12 protein-coding genes are annotated in these 15,095 nt (G+C 67.6%); 9 read left to right on the top strand and 3 right to left on the bottom strand.

Going from position 1 to position 15,095, the window contains the following annotated elements; translation table 11 throughout:
* Positions 1 to 33: 33 nt before the first annotated feature.
* Together mnmA and purB are read right to left on the bottom strand one after the other, a co-directional pair.
* Positions 34 to 1,191 carry a tRNA 2-thiouridine(34) synthase MnmA gene (gene mnmA / locus AAF184_06180; protein MEO0421901.1) on the bottom strand — a complete coding sequence of 386 codons (1,158 nt, stop codon included), beginning with the start codon at positions 1,189 to 1,191 and terminating at the stop codon, positions 34 to 36.
* Positions 1,192 to 1,208: 17 nt separating this feature from the next.
* The gene (gene purB / locus AAF184_06175; GenBank protein ID MEO0421900.1) at positions 1,209 to 2,615 is read right to left on the bottom strand and encodes an adenylosuccinate lyase; all 1,407 of its coding nucleotides are present in this window, start codon (positions 2,613 to 2,615) and stop codon (positions 1,209 to 1,211) included.
* 153 nt (positions 2,616 to 2,768) lie between these two features.
* On the opposite strand from purB, the gene AAF184_06170 reads away from it, so the two are divergent.
* The 9 genes from AAF184_06170 to AAF184_06130 all read left to right on the top strand — a co-directional run bounded on the left by AAF184_06170 (position 2,769) and on the right by AAF184_06130 (position 13,428).
* Entirely contained in the window at positions 2,769 to 3,428 is a 660-nt protein-coding gene (locus tag AAF184_06170; protein MEO0421899.1) for a CoA pyrophosphatase, read from the top strand.
* Positions 3,418 to 4,233: a nucleoside triphosphate pyrophosphohydrolase gene (mazG, locus tag AAF184_06165; protein ID MEO0421898.1), complete on the top strand. Its 816-nt coding sequence runs from the start codon at positions 3,418 to 3,420 to the stop codon at positions 4,231 to 4,233. Before AAF184_06170 ends, mazG begins: the two co-directional genes overlap by 11 nt.
* Before the next feature lie 121 nt (positions 4,234 to 4,354).
* On the top strand, positions 4,355 to 4,906 hold the full coding sequence (locus AAF184_06160) for a glycine zipper 2TM domain-containing protein (protein MEO0421897.1): 552 nt from the start codon (positions 4,355 to 4,357) through the stop codon (positions 4,904 to 4,906).
* A gap of 101 nt (positions 4,907 to 5,007) precedes the next feature.
* Positions 5,008 to 5,397, top strand: coding sequence for a PepSY domain-containing protein (locus AAF184_06155; GenBank protein MEO0421896.1), 390 nt, complete (start codon positions 5,008 to 5,010; stop codon positions 5,395 to 5,397).
* 42 nt (positions 5,398 to 5,439) lie between these two features.
* Positions 5,440 to 6,123: a response regulator transcription factor gene (locus AAF184_06150; protein MEO0421895.1), complete on the top strand. Its 684-nt coding sequence runs from the start codon at positions 5,440 to 5,442 to the stop codon at positions 6,121 to 6,123.
* On the top strand, positions 6,124 to 7,494 hold the full coding sequence (locus AAF184_06145) for an ATP-binding protein (GenBank protein MEO0421894.1): 1,371 nt from the start codon (positions 6,124 to 6,126) through the stop codon (positions 7,492 to 7,494). It begins immediately after the preceding gene.
* The gene (hrpA, locus tag AAF184_06140; protein ID MEO0421893.1) at positions 7,484 to 11,497 is read left to right on the top strand and encodes an ATP-dependent RNA helicase HrpA; all 4,014 of its coding nucleotides are present in this window, start codon (positions 7,484 to 7,486) and stop codon (positions 11,495 to 11,497) included. The genes AAF184_06145 and hrpA overlap by 11 nt, the downstream gene beginning before the upstream one ends.
* A gap of 175 nt (positions 11,498 to 11,672) precedes the next feature.
* Complete coding sequence (locus AAF184_06135) at positions 11,673 to 12,437, top strand: hypothetical protein (protein ID MEO0421892.1); 765 nt, start codon at positions 11,673 to 11,675, stop codon at positions 12,435 to 12,437.
* A gap of 40 nt (positions 12,438 to 12,477) precedes the next feature.
* Complete coding sequence (locus AAF184_06130; protein MEO0421891.1) at positions 12,478 to 13,428, top strand: NAD(P)-dependent methylenetetrahydromethanopterin dehydrogenase; 951 nt, start codon at positions 12,478 to 12,480, stop codon at positions 13,426 to 13,428.
* 63 nt (positions 13,429 to 13,491) lie between these two features.
* Here the strand turns inward: AAF184_06130 and AAF184_06125 are convergent, their stop codons facing one another.
* Positions 13,492 to 15,024 (bottom strand): aldehyde dehydrogenase family protein, encoded by a 1,533-nt coding sequence (locus tag AAF184_06125; protein MEO0421890.1) that lies wholly within the window; start codon positions 15,022 to 15,024, stop codon positions 13,492 to 13,494.
* Positions 15,025 to 15,095 lie beyond the last annotated feature (71 nt).

Genomic DNA, 15,095 nt, shown 5'->3' with positions numbered 1-15,095 from the left:
GGGACCTCAGCCTCAGCCTCGGCTCGTCAGGAATTATATAAAGTCGACCGGGGCGCTGTCGGGTACCGGTGCCCTTGCATCGTGCGCGTCCTTGGCACTGGCCTCGCCGAGGATGCGGTGCTCGCGGTGGATCGTCGCCCCGCCGAGGCAGTGGGTGCCGTCGTAGAACACTGCGAATTGGCCTGGCGTCACGGCGCGTTGGGGTTGGGCGAAGCGCACCTCGAGCATGCCGTGGTGGTCGGCGCTCTCCAGCACCTCACAGTCCTGTGGGGCCTGGCGGTAGCGCACGCGCGCCTGCAACTTGGTCGGAAGGGCCGGCGCCTCGCCACCGATCCAGTGGGGGGCGTCGGCCCACAGGCGATCGCTCAGGAGCTGATCATCATCGCCCTGGGTCACGATCAAGCGATTCCCCGCCACGTCCTTGTTCACCACATACCAGGGCGCATCCTTGCCGTCAGCACGGCCGCCGAGGCGAAGGCCTCGGCGCTGGCCCAGGGTGTAGAACATCAGCCCCTGGTGTTCTCCCACCACCTCGCCGGCGGGGGTGCACATGGGGCCTGGCTGAGCCGGGATGTACTGGGCGAGGAACTCGCGAAAGGGCCGCTCGCCGATGAAGCAGATGCCCGTACTGTCGCGACGATCGTGGTTGGCGAGACCGGCTTGCCGCGCCCGCTCGCGTACCTCGTCCTTGTGCAGCTCGCCCAGGGGGAAGTGGGTCTGGCCGAGGGCGCGGGCACTGATGGCGTGCAGGAAGTAGCTCTGATCCTTATTGGGATCGACGCCCTTGTGCAGCTCGGGACCGGCGGGCGTATGGCAGACGCGGGCGTAGTGGCCGGTGGCGATCGCCTCGCCGCCGAGGCGTTGCGCGTAGCGCAGGAACACGCCGAACTTGATCTCCCGGTTGCACAGCACGTCGGGGTTGGGGGTGCGTCCGCGCCGGTACTCCTCGAGGAAGTAGGCGAACACCGACTCGCGGTATTGATCGGCGAAGTTGACCTTGTGCAGGGGAATCCCCAGCTCGCGGCAACAGGCGGCGGCCGACTGCAGGTCTTGCGCGTTGGTGCAGTAGGCGTCGTCGTCGCCGTTCCAGTTGGTCATGTGCAGGGCCTGCACCTCGTGCCCCTGCTCGCGCAGGCGCAGGGCCGCGACCGCCGAGTCGACGCCGCCGGACATGCCAACGATGATCTTCACCTTGAGCGGGTGCCGGCTTAGGACTCGTCGCCGGCGAGCAGGGGGAGCACCAGGGCCTTGGCCTGCTCCGCGGCGTTGCCCGTGTAGTCCGCCGGTTCCATGGCCAGCAGGCGTGCCCGGGCGTCGTCGGGGATGTCGAGGCCGCGGATGAACTCGCGCAGCGTCTCGAGGTCGATGCGTCGACCGCGGCTGAGGGCCTTGAGCTGCTCGTAGGGCGAGTCCAGGCCGTAGCGACGCATCACCGTCTGCACCGCTTCGGTAAGTACCTCCACGTTGCCCGCCAGGTCTTCGGCCAGGCGCTCCTCGCCCGCCGCCAGCTTGTCCAGGCCGCGCATCAGCGACACCCAGGCCAGCTGCGAATACGCCACGGCGCTGCCGACGTTGCGCATCACCGTGGAGTCGGTGAGGTCGCGCTGCCAGCGTGAGATGGGCAGCTTGGCCGCGAGGTGCTCGAGCATCGCGTTGGCGAGGCCGAGGTTGCCTTCGGCGTTCTCGAAGTCGATCGGGTTCACCTTGTGCGGCATGGTCGAGGAGCCGACCTCGCCAGCGACGGTGGCCTGGCGGAAGTAGCCGACGGAGATGTAGCCCCACACGTCGCGGGCCAGGTCGATCAACACCGTGTTTAGGCGGCGCAGCGCATCGCAGTACTCGGCGATCCAGTCGTGCGGCTCGATCTGGGTGGTCAGGGGATTGGGCGTGAGGCGCAGCTCAGTGATGAAGCGCGCGCTCAAGCTCGGCCAGTCCACCTGCGGGTAGGCGGCGTAGTGGGCGTTGAAGTTCCCCGTGGCGCCGTTGAGCTTGCCGAGGATCGGCACCTGCTGCAGCTGGCGATGCTGGCGCATCAGACGATGGATCACGTTCGCCAGCTCTTTGCCGAGGGTCGTCGGACTCGCGGGCTGGCCGTGGGTGCGCGCCAGCATCGGCAGGGCCTGGTAGCGATGGGCGAGCTCCGTGAGACGCTCGCGCAGCTGGGTCAGGGTAGGGTCGATCACCTCGTGGCGTGCGGTGGACAACATCAGCGCGTAGGCGAGGTTGTTGATGTCCTCCGACGTACACGCGAAGTGTAGGAACTCTGCACCCGCGGCGAGGGAAGGGCGCTCAGCGAAGCATTCCTTGAGGAAGTACTCCACGGCCTTCACGTCGTGGTTGGTGGTCGCCTCCAGGGCCTTCACGCGGGCTGCGTGGGTCACGTCGAAGCGCGCGTCGATCTCGCGCAGGTAGCCGCGGTCGGCGTCCGAGAGGGGGGCGAGCTCCTCGATCTGCGCTTCGTCGCTCAGGGCCTCGAACCAGGCCAATTCCACCTTAACCCGGTGATGGATGAGGCCGAATTCGCTGAACAGGTTGCGCAGGGCGCTCGTGTGGCGGGCGTAGCGCCCGTCGAGGGGGCTGATCGCCGTAAGGCTGGAGAGTTCGAGTGGCTCCACGGAGGGGGTCTGTTACCTGCCTGGGATGATGGCGCACTATATCGCAAAGGCGGCGTCGCCGCCGCGGCCGGCGCAGGCCGACCGCCCCGTGTGAAGAGGAGTTCTGATGACCGTCGACGCTGCGAAGTCGCGTGCGGAGCAAGACCGCGCAACGTGAACGACGGACCGCGAAAAGCACCGGCAGATCCCCTGCTCGCGCAGCTCGGAGTGCGCTTGCGCGGCACCGGCCCGGAACTCACGCCGGAGCGCTTTCGCTTACCCGCCCGCTCTGGGGCCGCGCTGCTGCGACGGCGGATCGGTGAGGCGGGGCGCCTGCGCCAGTCCGCCGTGCTCGTCCCCCTGGTGGAGCGCGACACCGGCACCACGGTGCTGCTGACCGAACGCAGCGAGGCCCTCAAGCACCACGCCGGCCAGGTGTCCTTCCCCGGCGGTCGCCTCGAGCCGCACGACGCGGGCCCGCGCGAGGCGGCCCTGCGCGAGACCGAGGAGGAGGTGGGGATCGCCCCGACCGAGGTGCAGGTGATCGGCTACCTGGACACCTACGTCACCGGCACGGGCTTTTCCATCGTTCCCGTGGTCGGGCGCGTGCGGCCCTACGACGCCCTGGCGTTGGATGCGACGGAGGTGGCGTCCGCCTTCGAGGTGCCCCTGAGCTATCTGATCGACCCCACCAACCATCGGGTGGCCTCCCGCGAGTTCTTCGGCGAGCGCGTGGAGTTCTATGAAATCGACTACGACGGGCGGCTAATCTGGGGGGCTACAGCGGGAATCATCGTTGGGCTTAGCGAGAAAATACAAGGATCTGAAGATTAAAGTTGAGAAGCTACTCGAAGTAATGGCGCAGCTGCGTAACCCGGAGGGCGGTTGCCCCTGGGACGTGCAGCAGTCCTTCGCCACGATCGCGCCGTACACGATCGAAGAGGCCTACGAGGTGGCGGACGCCATCGAGCGGGAGCACCTCGAGGACCTCTGCGACGAGCTTGGCGACCTCCTGTTCCAGGTGGTCTTCCACGCGCAGATGGCCAAGGAGGCCGGCGCCTTCACCTTCGATGACGTGGTAGCAGGCATCGTGGCCAAAATGATCCGGCGCCACCCCCATGTGTTCGATCCGCAGGGCGGCCTGACGGGTGGGGCCGAGGCCGTGGTCGGCGCGTGGGAGGAGCACAAGAAGGCGGAGCGGGCGGCGAAGGCCCGCGAGGGTGGCCTGCTCGGCGACGTGCCGCGGGGGCTGCCCGCGCTCAAGCGGGCGGCCAAGCTGACCAAGCGGGCCGCCACCGTGGGCTTCGATTGGCCCGAGGTCAGCCAGGTGCTGGCCAAGCTCGAGGAGGAGCTTGGCGAACTGCGCGAAGAAATGGCCGGTGCGGGGGATCCGGCGGAGGCCGACGCAGCCCGCGAGCGCACCGCGGACGAGCTGGGGGACGTGCTCTTCGTGCTCGCCAACCTGGCCCGGCATCTGAGGGTCGACCCGGAGGATGCGCTGCACCGCAGCAACGCGAAGTTCGTGCGTCGCTTCGGCTACATCGAGGGGGTGCTCGCCGCCCGCGGGCAGCGCCTCGAGGAAGTCGATCTCGCCACCATGGACGCGCTCTGGGACGAGGCCAAGGAGCGCCTCGGCTAGGCACAAATGTTTGCTCGACGGGGAAGTCGCCTATTCAGGATCGATTCAGCGAGGCCCTCGTAACCTTCACTCCAGCGTCGCAGTGGTCGGCGCCCTAACCCCTGAGTGGAGGACTCGAACAATGAACGCATCTCCCGCCGGAATCGCCACCCTGACGGCCGGCCTGCTCGCCACCATGCTGCTGACCCCCGCCGCCTTCGCAGGCGATCGGATCGGAAACGGTCGCAACCTGGAGTACGCCCGGGTGGTGGATGTGCGGCCGATCGTGCGAGAGGTGGCCGTGGAATACCCGGTGCAGGATTGCTGGACCGAGGTGGTGCATCACCAGCCGCGTCGGCGCGGCGCGCCGGCCGCTACCCTCGCCGGTGGTGTGATCGGTGGCCTGGTCGGCAACCAGTTCGGTAGCGGTCGGGGTAACACGGCGGCGACGGTGGTCGGCGGCCTGCTGGGCGCGACGATCGCCAACGACGTGGCGCGTAACAATCGAGATCGCGACCGGGGTTACAGCGAAGAGGTGCGTCGCTGTGAGACGGTGAGCGAGGTTCGCTACGAGGAGCGTGTGGAGGGATACGACGTGACCTATCGCTACAACGGTCGTACCTACCAGACGCGCACCCAGAACCATCCGGGTGATCGCATCGCCCTGCGGGTGTCCGTGACCCCCGTCGGGTAAGACCGGGGATACGCTGATGGGGTGGTTCTCCCACACTTCTTATCGTTCGGAGACCACCCCGAATCATCCATCGCAAGAGGACTTCGCGCATAATGACAGGCATGAAGACAAACGCAGCGCCAACTCTCGCCCGCCCGGGCGCGATGGTCGTCGCGTTGTGCCTGGTGTTTGCCGGAGTGCTGGCGAGCCCAGCCCACGCGCTGACCACCCACCATGCGGCCCCGATAACGCTCGACGCCAATCCTTCGGCGATCGCTCACGTCGCGGCCACCGGTGATCGTGCTCCCCTGCGCCTGGCGCAGAGCGAGCGCCCGCGGGTTTCCCTGGACGACGCGGTGGCGAAGGTCCGTGCTCGCTACCAGGGCCGGGTGATTCGCGCCGAGACGCGCTACGCCCAAGACGGGCGACCCACCCACTACGTCAAGCTCCTGTCAAAGGACGGACATGTGCGCACCATCCGCGTGGACGGTCGCACCGGCCGTATCCGATGACGGCGGGCGCGGCGCGAGCGCCCGCCCTGAGAGACCACGCTGATGCGCTTACTCATCGTTGAAGACGAACCGACCCTGCTCAGCTCCCTGAGCGATCAGTTCCGCGCCGCCGGCTTCGTGGTCGATGCGGCCGCGGACGGCGAGGAGGGCTTGTACCTCGGCCGTGAGTATCCCGTGGACGCGGCCATCGTGGATCTCGGGCTGCCGAAGCTCTCCGGGATGGAGGTGATCTCTTCCCTGCGTGCGGACGGCAAGTCCTTCCCCATCCTCATCCTTACCGCGCGCGACCGCTGGCAGGAGAAGGTGGCGGGCCTCGAGGCCGGCGCCGACGACTACGTCACCAAACCCTTCCAACCGGAGGAAGTGCTGGCGCGCATTCAAGCGCTCCTGCGCCGCTCCGCCGGCTTCGCCAATCCCGTGCTCACCGCTGGCCCGATCGCCCTCGACACGCGCAGCCAGCAGGTCACCCTCGAGGCGGCGCCGGTGGAGCTCACCTCCTACGAGTACCGCGTGCTCGAGCATCTGATGCTGGCCGCGGGCAAGGTGGTCTCCAAGACCGAGCTCACCGAGAGCCTCTACGACCAGGACTTCGAGCGGGACTCCAACGTCATCGAGGTGTTCGTCGGGCGCTTGCGCAAGAAGCTGGATCCGGACAACGCCCTAAAGCCCATCGAGACCTTGCGTGGGCGGGGTTACCGCTTCGCCCTCGAGGTCGACAGCGGCTGAATGGGATCGCTCAGCGGACGGCTGCTCCTGGCCGTCAGCCTGCTGCTTACGGTTTTCCTCGGTATCACCATCGTGCTGCTGGACAGCGCCTTTCGCGCCAGTGCCGAGGAGGCGATTCGCGATCGCCTCGATGTGCAGCTCATCGTGCTGCTGGCCGCTGCTGAGCCCACCGCCACCGAGCCACCGTCCTTGCTGATCGCCGATGCCCTGCCGGAGGCGCGCTTCGAGACGCCGGGCTCGGGGCTCTACGGGCAGATCTCCGACCGCGCCGGCGAGGCCCTGTGGCGATCCCCCTCCGCCATCGGCAGTGGTCTGCAGCAGGGCGTCGAGCCGCTCGCCGCCGGTGCGCGGCGCTTCGCGCGCACGGAGACGGTGGATGGGGTGGAGGTGTTCGCCCTGAGTCTGGGGGTGGTGTGGGAGTTCGCCGATGATCTGGAGACCGCGTTCGTCTTCACGGCGGCCGAGCACCTGGAGCCTTATCGCCACGAGGTGGACGGATTTCGGCGTGCGCTGTTCGGCTGGTTCGCCCTGCTGATGGTGGTGTTGCTGGTGGGGCAGGCAGTCGCCCTGCGCCTGCTCTTACGGCCCCTGCGGCGTGTGCAGGAGGAGATCGCCCGCATCGAGCAGGGCCGCTCCAGCGAACTAGGGCAGGATTACCCGCGCGAACTGCAGGGCGTCACGGCGAATCTGAACGCCTTGATCGCCGGCGAGCGCGAGCGCCTCGCCCGTTACCGGGACACGCTCGGCAATCTCGCCCACAGCCTGAAAACGCCCCTGGCAGTGATGCGAAACGCGGTGGCCAACGACGAGGCGACGCCTCAGGTGATGGAAGAGCAGCTCGATCACATGCAACAGATGGTGGGCTACCAGCTGCAGCGGGCGGCCGCCTGGGGGGCGGCGTCCCTCGGCGCGAAACCCATCGAGGTGGCGCCTGTGGCACAGCGCCTGCAGCGCTCGCTCGGCAAGGTCTACGCCTCCAAGCACGTGGCGCTGGTCTGCACCGTGCCCGCGGAGGCGGTTTTCTTCGGTGACGAAGGGGACCTTATGGAGGTGTTGGGTAACCTGCTGGATAACGCCTGCAAGTGGTGTGAGCGGCGCGTAACCCTGGAGGTGGAGATCATCCCGGTCGGCGCTCAGCGGCGTCGCCCCGGCGTGGTGCTGCGGGTGGAGGACGATGGGCCGGGTATCGACCCAGCGCAGGCCGAGCAACTCACGGAGCGGGGCGTGCGCGCGGACGAGCGCGTGGCCGGCCACGGCATCGGCCTCAACATCGTGCGTGAGATCGTCAATCTGTACGGGGGGCAGCTGCGTATCAACCGCTCCGAGGCCCTCGGCGGCGCCCAGGTGGAGGCGGTGTTCGATGTCGAGTGAGGAAGCGCCGGCCCCCGGCAGCGCCTCGCCCGCCGAGCAGGCGCCGGATCCAGCGGCGCAGCTGGAACGCCTGCGCGGCATGCTGGAACACTGCATGTTGGCCGACGCGGGGCGCCTTCGCACACGCGTGCAGCGTCTGCTCAAGCGAGCGCGCAAGGCGCAGCCCGTGGATCGCGGCATGGGGGAGGTGATCGAGGCGATCAGTCGCTCATCGGCCCTGCGCAAGCGACGCGCCCAGGCGCGCCCGCACATCGCCTTCCCCCAAGAGCTGCCCATCTCGCGCCGCCGCCAGGACATCGAGCAGGCCCTGGCCGAACACCAGGTGGTGGTGGTGTGCGGGGAGACCGGTTCCGGTAAGAGCACCCAGTTGCCCAAGCTGTGCCTGGCCGCCGGCCGTGGCGTCGCGGGCACCATCGGGCACACGCAGCCGCGGCGCCTCGCCGCGCGTTCCCTGGCCAAGCGCATCGGTGCGGAGACTGACCCGAAGGTGGTGGGCTACAAGGTGCGCTTCACCGATGAGACCAGCCCCACTTCGCTGATCAAGTTGATGACGGACGGGGTGTTGCTGAACGAATTGCGCAGTGACCCCCAACTGCTCGCCTACGACACGCTGATCATCGACGAGGCCCACGAGCGTAGCCTCAACATCGATTTTCTCCTCGGCTATTTGAAACGTTTGCTGCCCCAGCGACCGGATCTCAAGATCATCGTCACCAGCGCGACGATCGACCCCGAGCGCTTCTCCAAGCACTTCGATGACGCGCCGGTGGTGGAGGTGTCCGGTCGCGGCTACCCCGTGCGCGTGAGCTACCTCGAGCCGTCGCCCGAGGAGGACGATGAGGAGGAGGGCAGTGCGCCCGCGTCTCGTGGCGAAGGCAAGGGCCGCCCTAAGCGCGACAACGCCGAACGACCCGACAGCGATGGGACCGCCTTGTTGCAGGGGCTCGAGCTGGTGGCGGCGGATCCCGACGGGCGTCGCGGCGACGTACTGGTATTCCTGCCGGGGGAACGGCAGATTCGCGAGGCCGCGTTGTTGTTGTCGCGTCATCTGCCTAAACGCCAGGTGCTGCCCCTCTACGCACGGCTCAGCGCGGCGGAGCAGGACAAGGTGTTCTCGGGGGCGGGGAACGGGCGCATCGTGCTCGCCACCAACGTGGCCGAAACATCGCTCACCGTGCCCGGCATCACGGCGGTGATCGACGGCGGACTCGCGCGCGTCAGTCGCTACAGCCACCGGGCGAAGATTCAGCGCTTGCCGATCGAGCGCGTCTCCCAGGCGAGTGCTGAGCAGCGTAAGGGACGTTGCGGGCGCATCGCGCCGGGCTTCTGCGTCCGCCTCTACACGGAAGCGGACTTCGGCAAGCGCCGCCAGTTCACCGAGCCGGAGATCGCCCGCACCAACCTCGCGAGCGTGATCCTGCGCATGGCCTTGCTCGGCCTCGGGGACATCGAGCAGTTCCCCTTCGTCGAGCCGCCCGATCGCCGACTGATCAACGACGGCTACCGCTTGCTGCAGATCCTGCAGGCGGTAGACGAGGACCGGAATATCACACCCCTCGGCCGGCAGATGGCGGAGATCCCGGTCGACCCGCGCCTGGCGCGGGTGCTGTTGGCGGGCGCGGATCACGACAGCCTGGCGGAGCTGTTGATCATCTGCAGTGGTCTTGCGATCGCCGATCCGCGAGAGCGTCCTGCGGAGAAGGCGCGCTCGGCGGACATCCAGCACGCCAAGTTCGCCGTCGACGGCTCGGACTTCCTCACCTTCCTCAAGATCTGGGAGGCCTACCAGGTGCGCCTTCGCAGCGACGGGCGCAAGGCCGTGCGCCGCTGGTGCAAGAAGCGCTTTTTGAACGCAGCCCGTATGCAGGAGTGGGAGGAGCTGCACCGCCAGCTCACGGACGTGCTGAAGGCGATGCCGGGGGTGAGCGTCAACGAGATGCCCGCGACCCCGCGACGCATCCACATCCCGCTGCTGCGTGGCTTCATCGACATGATCGGCCAACGGGTGGAGAAGCACACCTACCAGGGTGCGCGCAGCTTGCAGTTCCGCATCTTCCCGGGCTCAGGTCTGCACGGTCGGGCGCCGCGGTGGATCATGGCGGCGGCCATCATCGACACCTCGCGGCCCTACGCGATGACCGTCGCGCGCATCCGCCGGGGGTGGATGGAGTCGGCCGGCGAGCACTTGCTGAAGCGGTCCTACTTCGACGCCCACTGGAACGAGGTGAAGGGGCGCGTCGACGCCTACGAGCAAGCCACTCTGTTCGGCCTGCTCGTCTACACCAAACGCCGCGTACCCTACACGGATCTCGCGCCCGACGAGTCCCGCGCGATCTTCATTCAGGATGCGTTACTCCACGACAAGGTGCAGACCGACGGTGAATTCAGCGCGCAGAACAAGGCCCTGCGCGACGAGCTGGAGCGGCTGGAGAACAAGCTGCGCAGTCGGGAGATCCTGGCCAGCGAAGGGCAGCTGTTCGCCTTCTACGACGAACGAGTGCCCGCCGGTATCGCCAGCAACCGGGCCTTCGAGCGTTGGCGTCAGGAGGTGGAGGGTGAGTCCCCGGGGCTGCTGGTCATGGCCGAGGAAGACGCCCGGCGGCCCGGCGCGCCCGAGGCGAGCACGGACGACTACCCCGACACGCTGCTGCTCGATGGCAATGAGCTCCCGATCACCTACCGCTTCGACCGCGAAGACCCCGCCGACGGCGCCACCCTGACCATTCCTGTAGCCCTGCTCAGCCACCTCACCCAGGGCATCCTCGATCGCCTCGTGCCGGCCTGGCTGGAGCCGTTGCTGGTGCAACTCGTGCGCGCCCTGCCTAAGGCAACTCGTAAGCGCCTGCCCCCGGCACCGGACACGGCCCGTTGGCTGCGCGAGCAGGTGGTGGCGGACATGCGGCCGGTGCCGGAGGCCTTCGCTGCGGCGATCGAAAAGGTGTATCAGGTGGCCGTCGATCAGGGCGTCTGGGATCGTGGCCAGCTCGAGCCCTGGTGCTTGGCGCGCGCCTTGGTGGTGGACGGGGAGGGCGTCGCGTTGGGCGCGAGCCGCAACGTAAACGACCTGCAGGCGCGCCTCGCGCACCTCGCCGAGCGGGTCTCGGCAGGCCATGACTTCAGCCGCCAGGGGCTCACCACCTTCGACGTCGACGAGCTGCCCGAGTCGATGCGCTTGCAACAGGGACCGGTGGAGGTGACCGCCTATCCCGCTCTAGTCGATGAGGGCAAGACCGTCGCCCTCGAGCTCCTCGCCGAGAAGGGGCAGGCCAAGCGCGCGACCCGCGACGGACTGGTGCGCCTGTTCATGCTGGCGCTCCCACAGCAGGTGCAGCTGTTGCGCAAGGACTTCACCCGGGATCAGCGGCGCATCCTCATGGCCCAGGGCCTGGGCTCCCTGGACGCGATGGCTGCGGATCTGGCGTTCGTGGTGTTCCGCGATGCCTTCGCCTTTGCCCTGCAGCGCCCGATACGCACGCGCGAGGCCTTCGAGGCAGCCCTCGATCGGGGACGATCGGAGGTGCTCGCCCTCGCCGAACGACGCCAGGCGATGATGGGGCGGGTGTTGGAGCGCTACTCGGCCGTGCGCTCGCGCTTGGCGCAGGCGCATCCCTCGGCTGCCGAGGCCGTGAGCGATATCCGCAACCAGTTGGAGGTGCTGCTCGCGCCCGGTTTCGTGCGCCACACGGCGGAGCCGTGGCTGGGCGAGATTCCGCGTTACCTCGAGGCCATGCGGATTCGTCTGGAGAAGCTGGCCGAGGCCCCGGCGCGCGACGACGAACCGCGTGAACTGGTTCGCGGGTACTGGCTGCGCTACCTGCGCGTGGCCCCCTCACAGGCGCAGGCGCTCGCCTCGAAGCCCGAGCTCACGCTGTTCCGTTGGCAGGTGGAAGAACTGCGCGTCTCCCTCTTCGCCCAACCCCTGGGCACGCGCGTTCCCGTGTCACCGAAGCGCCTCGATAAGCAGTGGGGCAAGGTGCAGGCCGAGCAGCAGCGCAGCAGCTGAGCGACGCGGCGCTCGGCGCCGAAAGTGTCGATCGGTAAGCAGTTCTGCTCGCCGTCCTTCGATTCGCGCCGAGCCGCGCGGCGCAACGCCGTGAGGCTGTGATGGGGCTCGCGGCGATTACGCGACTTCCGTCGCTATCGTTCGCCCATTGCCACCGCTCGTGAGGTTCCCTCAAGTGATTGATTCGCGCGCTTCCCGCCGTTCAGGCCGTACGCTCAACACCTTCGCCGCCATGCTGACGGTCGCTGCTGCTGTGTCTACCTCTCCCCTTATCGCCAACGCGCAGGGCGCGGACGATGACGCCGGCCGCCGCGGCCGTGGGGGCAGTGCTAGCAGCAAGAAGAGCGATAGCTTCTACCTCACGGCAAAGGTGAGCACCCTCGGGGTGGGCGTGGACTTCTCCCGCAGCGTCGCCAACCGCTTCGCCTTTCGGGTGGGTTACAGCGGCTTCTCCACCAGCTTCGACGAGACCGAGAGCGGCATCGACTACGACATCGATCTCGATCTGCGCTCCTTCGCCATCAGCGGCGACTGGCACCCTTGGCAGAACGGCGTGTACCTCACCGGTGGCGCCCTCATCAACAACAACGAAGCCAGCGCCCTCGGCAACGGCGACGGCGTCGACATCACTATCGGCGATGTCACCTTCGATGCCGGCTTGGTCGGTGACCTCACGGCCCAAGTGGACTTCGACGACGTCGCGCCCATGGTCGGATTCGGTTGGAACAGTGCCTTCGCCAAGCGCCGGATTGGCGTCGTGATCAGCGCCGGGGTGGTGTTCCAGGGCGAGCCGCGGGTCACCTTGGCAGCCGACGGCGAGATCGCTGACGAAGCGCTGTTCCAGCAGGAGTTGCAACGCGAGCAGGATGAACTGCAGGAGGAGTTGGAGGACTTCACCCTCTACCCCGTCGCGTCCTTCGGGCTGAGTTACCGCTTCTAGACCAACGAATACGTTTTAGAAACAGTTAGGGAGTTACCCGATGACCGATCAACGTATCCTGCACGTGCTCGTGCCGGGGGAACAAGTCAGTCCCTTCGATCTGACCATGGCCCTGGACGCGGGCTACGACAATGTCCTGCCGTACACCAACGCGGGCGCCGACGAGGTGGTCCCCCTGGTGCAGGACGCGATCTTCTGTCGTCCGCCCAAGCGCTTCGCCTCCACGGGGGTGCTGATCGCCGGCCACGACGTCAACCTCGCCACGCAGATGCTCGAGCTGGCCCAGGGCGCGCTGGTGCCGCCTTTCCAGGTGGCGCTCTACGCTGACCCTAACGGCGCCTACAGCACGGCGGCCGCGCTGGTGGCGTTGGTCGAACAGACCCTCGATGAGCGTGACTCGAAGGGCTTCAAGGACCGCAAGGTGGCGATCTTCGGTACTGGTCCGGTGGGCCTGTGCACGGCCGTGCTCACGGCCAAGTTGGGCGCGCAGCCGATCCTGTGCCAGCTCACGGAGAACGATGACGTAAACGCTGCCGTACGCTTCTGCGAGCACTACGGCGTGGTGGTGCCCTGGGTGTCCGCCATGAGCCAGAGCGGCAAGGTCTCGGCCGTCGAGCACGCGGGCGTGGTGGTGACGGCAGCGAAGGCTGGCGTGCAGATCCTCTCCAAGGAGGTGCTCAGTAACGCCAAGGAGCTAGTGGTGGCCGCCGATCTCAACGCGGTGCCGCCGAGCGGCATCGAAGGCATCGGTGCGATGGACAACAACGTGCCCATGGACGTGGCGGAAGATGTCTTCTTCGCCCTAGGCGCTCTCGCCATCGGCGATATGAAGTACAAGCTGCAGAAGAACCTGTTCCGCCGCATGATCGATCCCAATAAGCCCGCGGCGGTGATCGACTTCATGAGCGCCTACGACGAGGCGACCAACATGCTGAATCGCCAGAACACCCTGACCAAGGGAGAGGGTGAGCAGGCGGCCAAGGCCGGCTGACGCCTGCAGGCGCGAACAGTACGGCGGGTCGCCCAGCTGGGACGACCCGCCGCCTAGCACTTCCTAGAGCTTGAACTCGATGCCCTGGGCCAGGGGCAGATCACTCGAGTAATTGATCGTGTTGGTCTGGCGACGCATGTAGGCCTTCCAGGCATCCGACCCCGCCTCGCGACCACCGCCCGTTTCCTTCTCACCGCCGAAGGCGCCGCCGATCTCCGCACCGGAGGTGCCGATGTTGATGTTGGCGATACCGCAGTCGCTGCCCGTGGCGGCGAGAAACGCCTCCGCGTGCTGCAGGTTGTTGGTGAACAGCGCCGATGACAGGCCTTGGCGCACGCCGTTCTGCAGGGCGATCGCCTCGTCGATGTCCTTGAAGGGGATCACGTACAGGATGGGCGCGAAGGTCTCGTCCTGCACCACTTCCCAATCGTTGCGAGCGCTGATCAGCGTGGGCTCGACGAAGTTGCCGGCGCGATCGCTCAGCACGTTGCCGCCGTAGATCACCTCACCACCGGCGGCGCGGGCGCGCTCGATCGCGTCCTGATAGCGCTTGACCGAATCCTGGTCGATCAGCGGGCCCATCAGCGTGTCGCTGTCCAGGGGATCACCGATACGGACCTGCGCGTAGGCGCCACGCAGCTTCTCGAGCAGCGAGTCGTGCAGGGCCTCGTGCACGAAGAGGCGTCGCGTGGTGGTGCAGCGCTGGCCGGCGGTGCCGACGGCGCCGAACACGGTGGCCGGGATGGCGAGCTCGAGGTTGGCGTCTTCGTCGATGATCAGGGCGTTGTTGCCGCCGAGCTCCAGCAGGCACTTGCCCATGCGCGCGGCCACCTGCTTGCCGACCTGGCGGCCGACGGCGCTGGAGCCGGTGAAGGAGATCATGTCCACACGCTCGTCATCAACGAAGGCACTAGCCAGGCTGTTGTCCGCGTCGATGAAGGTCTGGAATACGGGGGGCAGACCTTGGGCTTCGAGCACGTCGGCGCAGATCTTCTGCACGGCGACGCCGCACAGGGGCGTCTTCGGCGAGGGCTTCCAGATGGACACGTTGCCGGCGATGGCGGCGATGAACGCGTTCCAGGACCACACGGCCACGGGGAAGTTGAAGGCGCTGATGATGCCGACCAGGCCGAGGGGGTGCCACTGCTCGTACATGCGGTGACCCGGGCGCTCGGAGTGCATGGTGTTGCCGTAGAGCATACGCGACTGGCCGACGGCGAAGTCGGCGATGTCGATCATCTCCTGCACCTCGCCATCGCCCTCGGGCTTGATCTTGCCCATCTCCAGGGCGACCAGGCTGCCGAGGGCGTCCTTGTGCTCGCGCAGTGCCTCGCCGCACAGGCGCACGGCTTCGCCGCGGGCCGGGGCGGGGGTGCGACGCCAGGTCTCGAAGGCGGCGCGGGAGGAGGCGATGATGCGCTCGTAGTCGGCGGCGCTGGCGCTGCCCACGCGGGCGATGACTTCGCCGCTGGCCGGGCTCTCGCTGGCGAGGACGGGGCCTTCGCCGCGGGTCCAGCCGCGCTCGCCGTCCCAGACGCCGGCGATGACGCCGTCGCTGTCCGCTTTCAGTCCCAGAGAATCAAGAATAGATGACATGGAAGTCCTCCCACAGACGTGGCCGGAGACGCGGCGGCTCGCGGGGGCGAGGGCGGCCGCGGAAAAGCGCG

This window comes from Pseudomonadota bacterium, from assembly GCA_039815145.1.
GTDB lineage: Bacteria > Pseudomonadota > Gammaproteobacteria > Steroidobacterales > JBCBZW01 > JBCBZW01.
Note: the sequence above shows the minus strand (reverse complement) of the source record. Positions and strands in the feature narration are given on the sequence as shown.

Excerpts from the sequence above, each read along its gene's own strand:
- AAF184_06160 (MEO0421897.1), top strand. The coding sequence starts at position 4,355 with ATGAACGCATCTCCCGCCGGAATCGCCACCCTGACGGCCGGCCTGCTC.
- AAF184_06155 (MEO0421896.1), top strand. The coding sequence starts at position 5,008 with ATGAAGACAAACGCAGCGCCAACTCTCGCCCGCCCGGGCGCGATGGTC.
- AAF184_06150 (MEO0421895.1), top strand. The coding sequence starts at position 5,440 with ATGCGCTTACTCATCGTTGAAGACGAACCGACCCTGCTCAGCTCCCTG.
- AAF184_06145 (MEO0421894.1), top strand. The coding sequence starts at position 6,124 with ATGGGATCGCTCAGCGGACGGCTGCTCCTGGCCGTCAGCCTGCTGCTT.
- hrpA (MEO0421893.1), top strand. The coding sequence starts at position 7,484 with ATGTCGAGTGAGGAAGCGCCGGCCCCCGGCAGCGCCTCGCCCGCCGAG.
- AAF184_06130 (MEO0421891.1), top strand. The coding sequence starts at position 12,478 with ATGACCGATCAACGTATCCTGCACGTGCTCGTGCCGGGGGAACAAGTC.
- AAF184_06125 (MEO0421890.1), bottom strand. The coding sequence starts at position 15,024 with ATGTCATCTATTCTTGATTCTCTGGGACTGAAAGCGGACAGCGACGGC.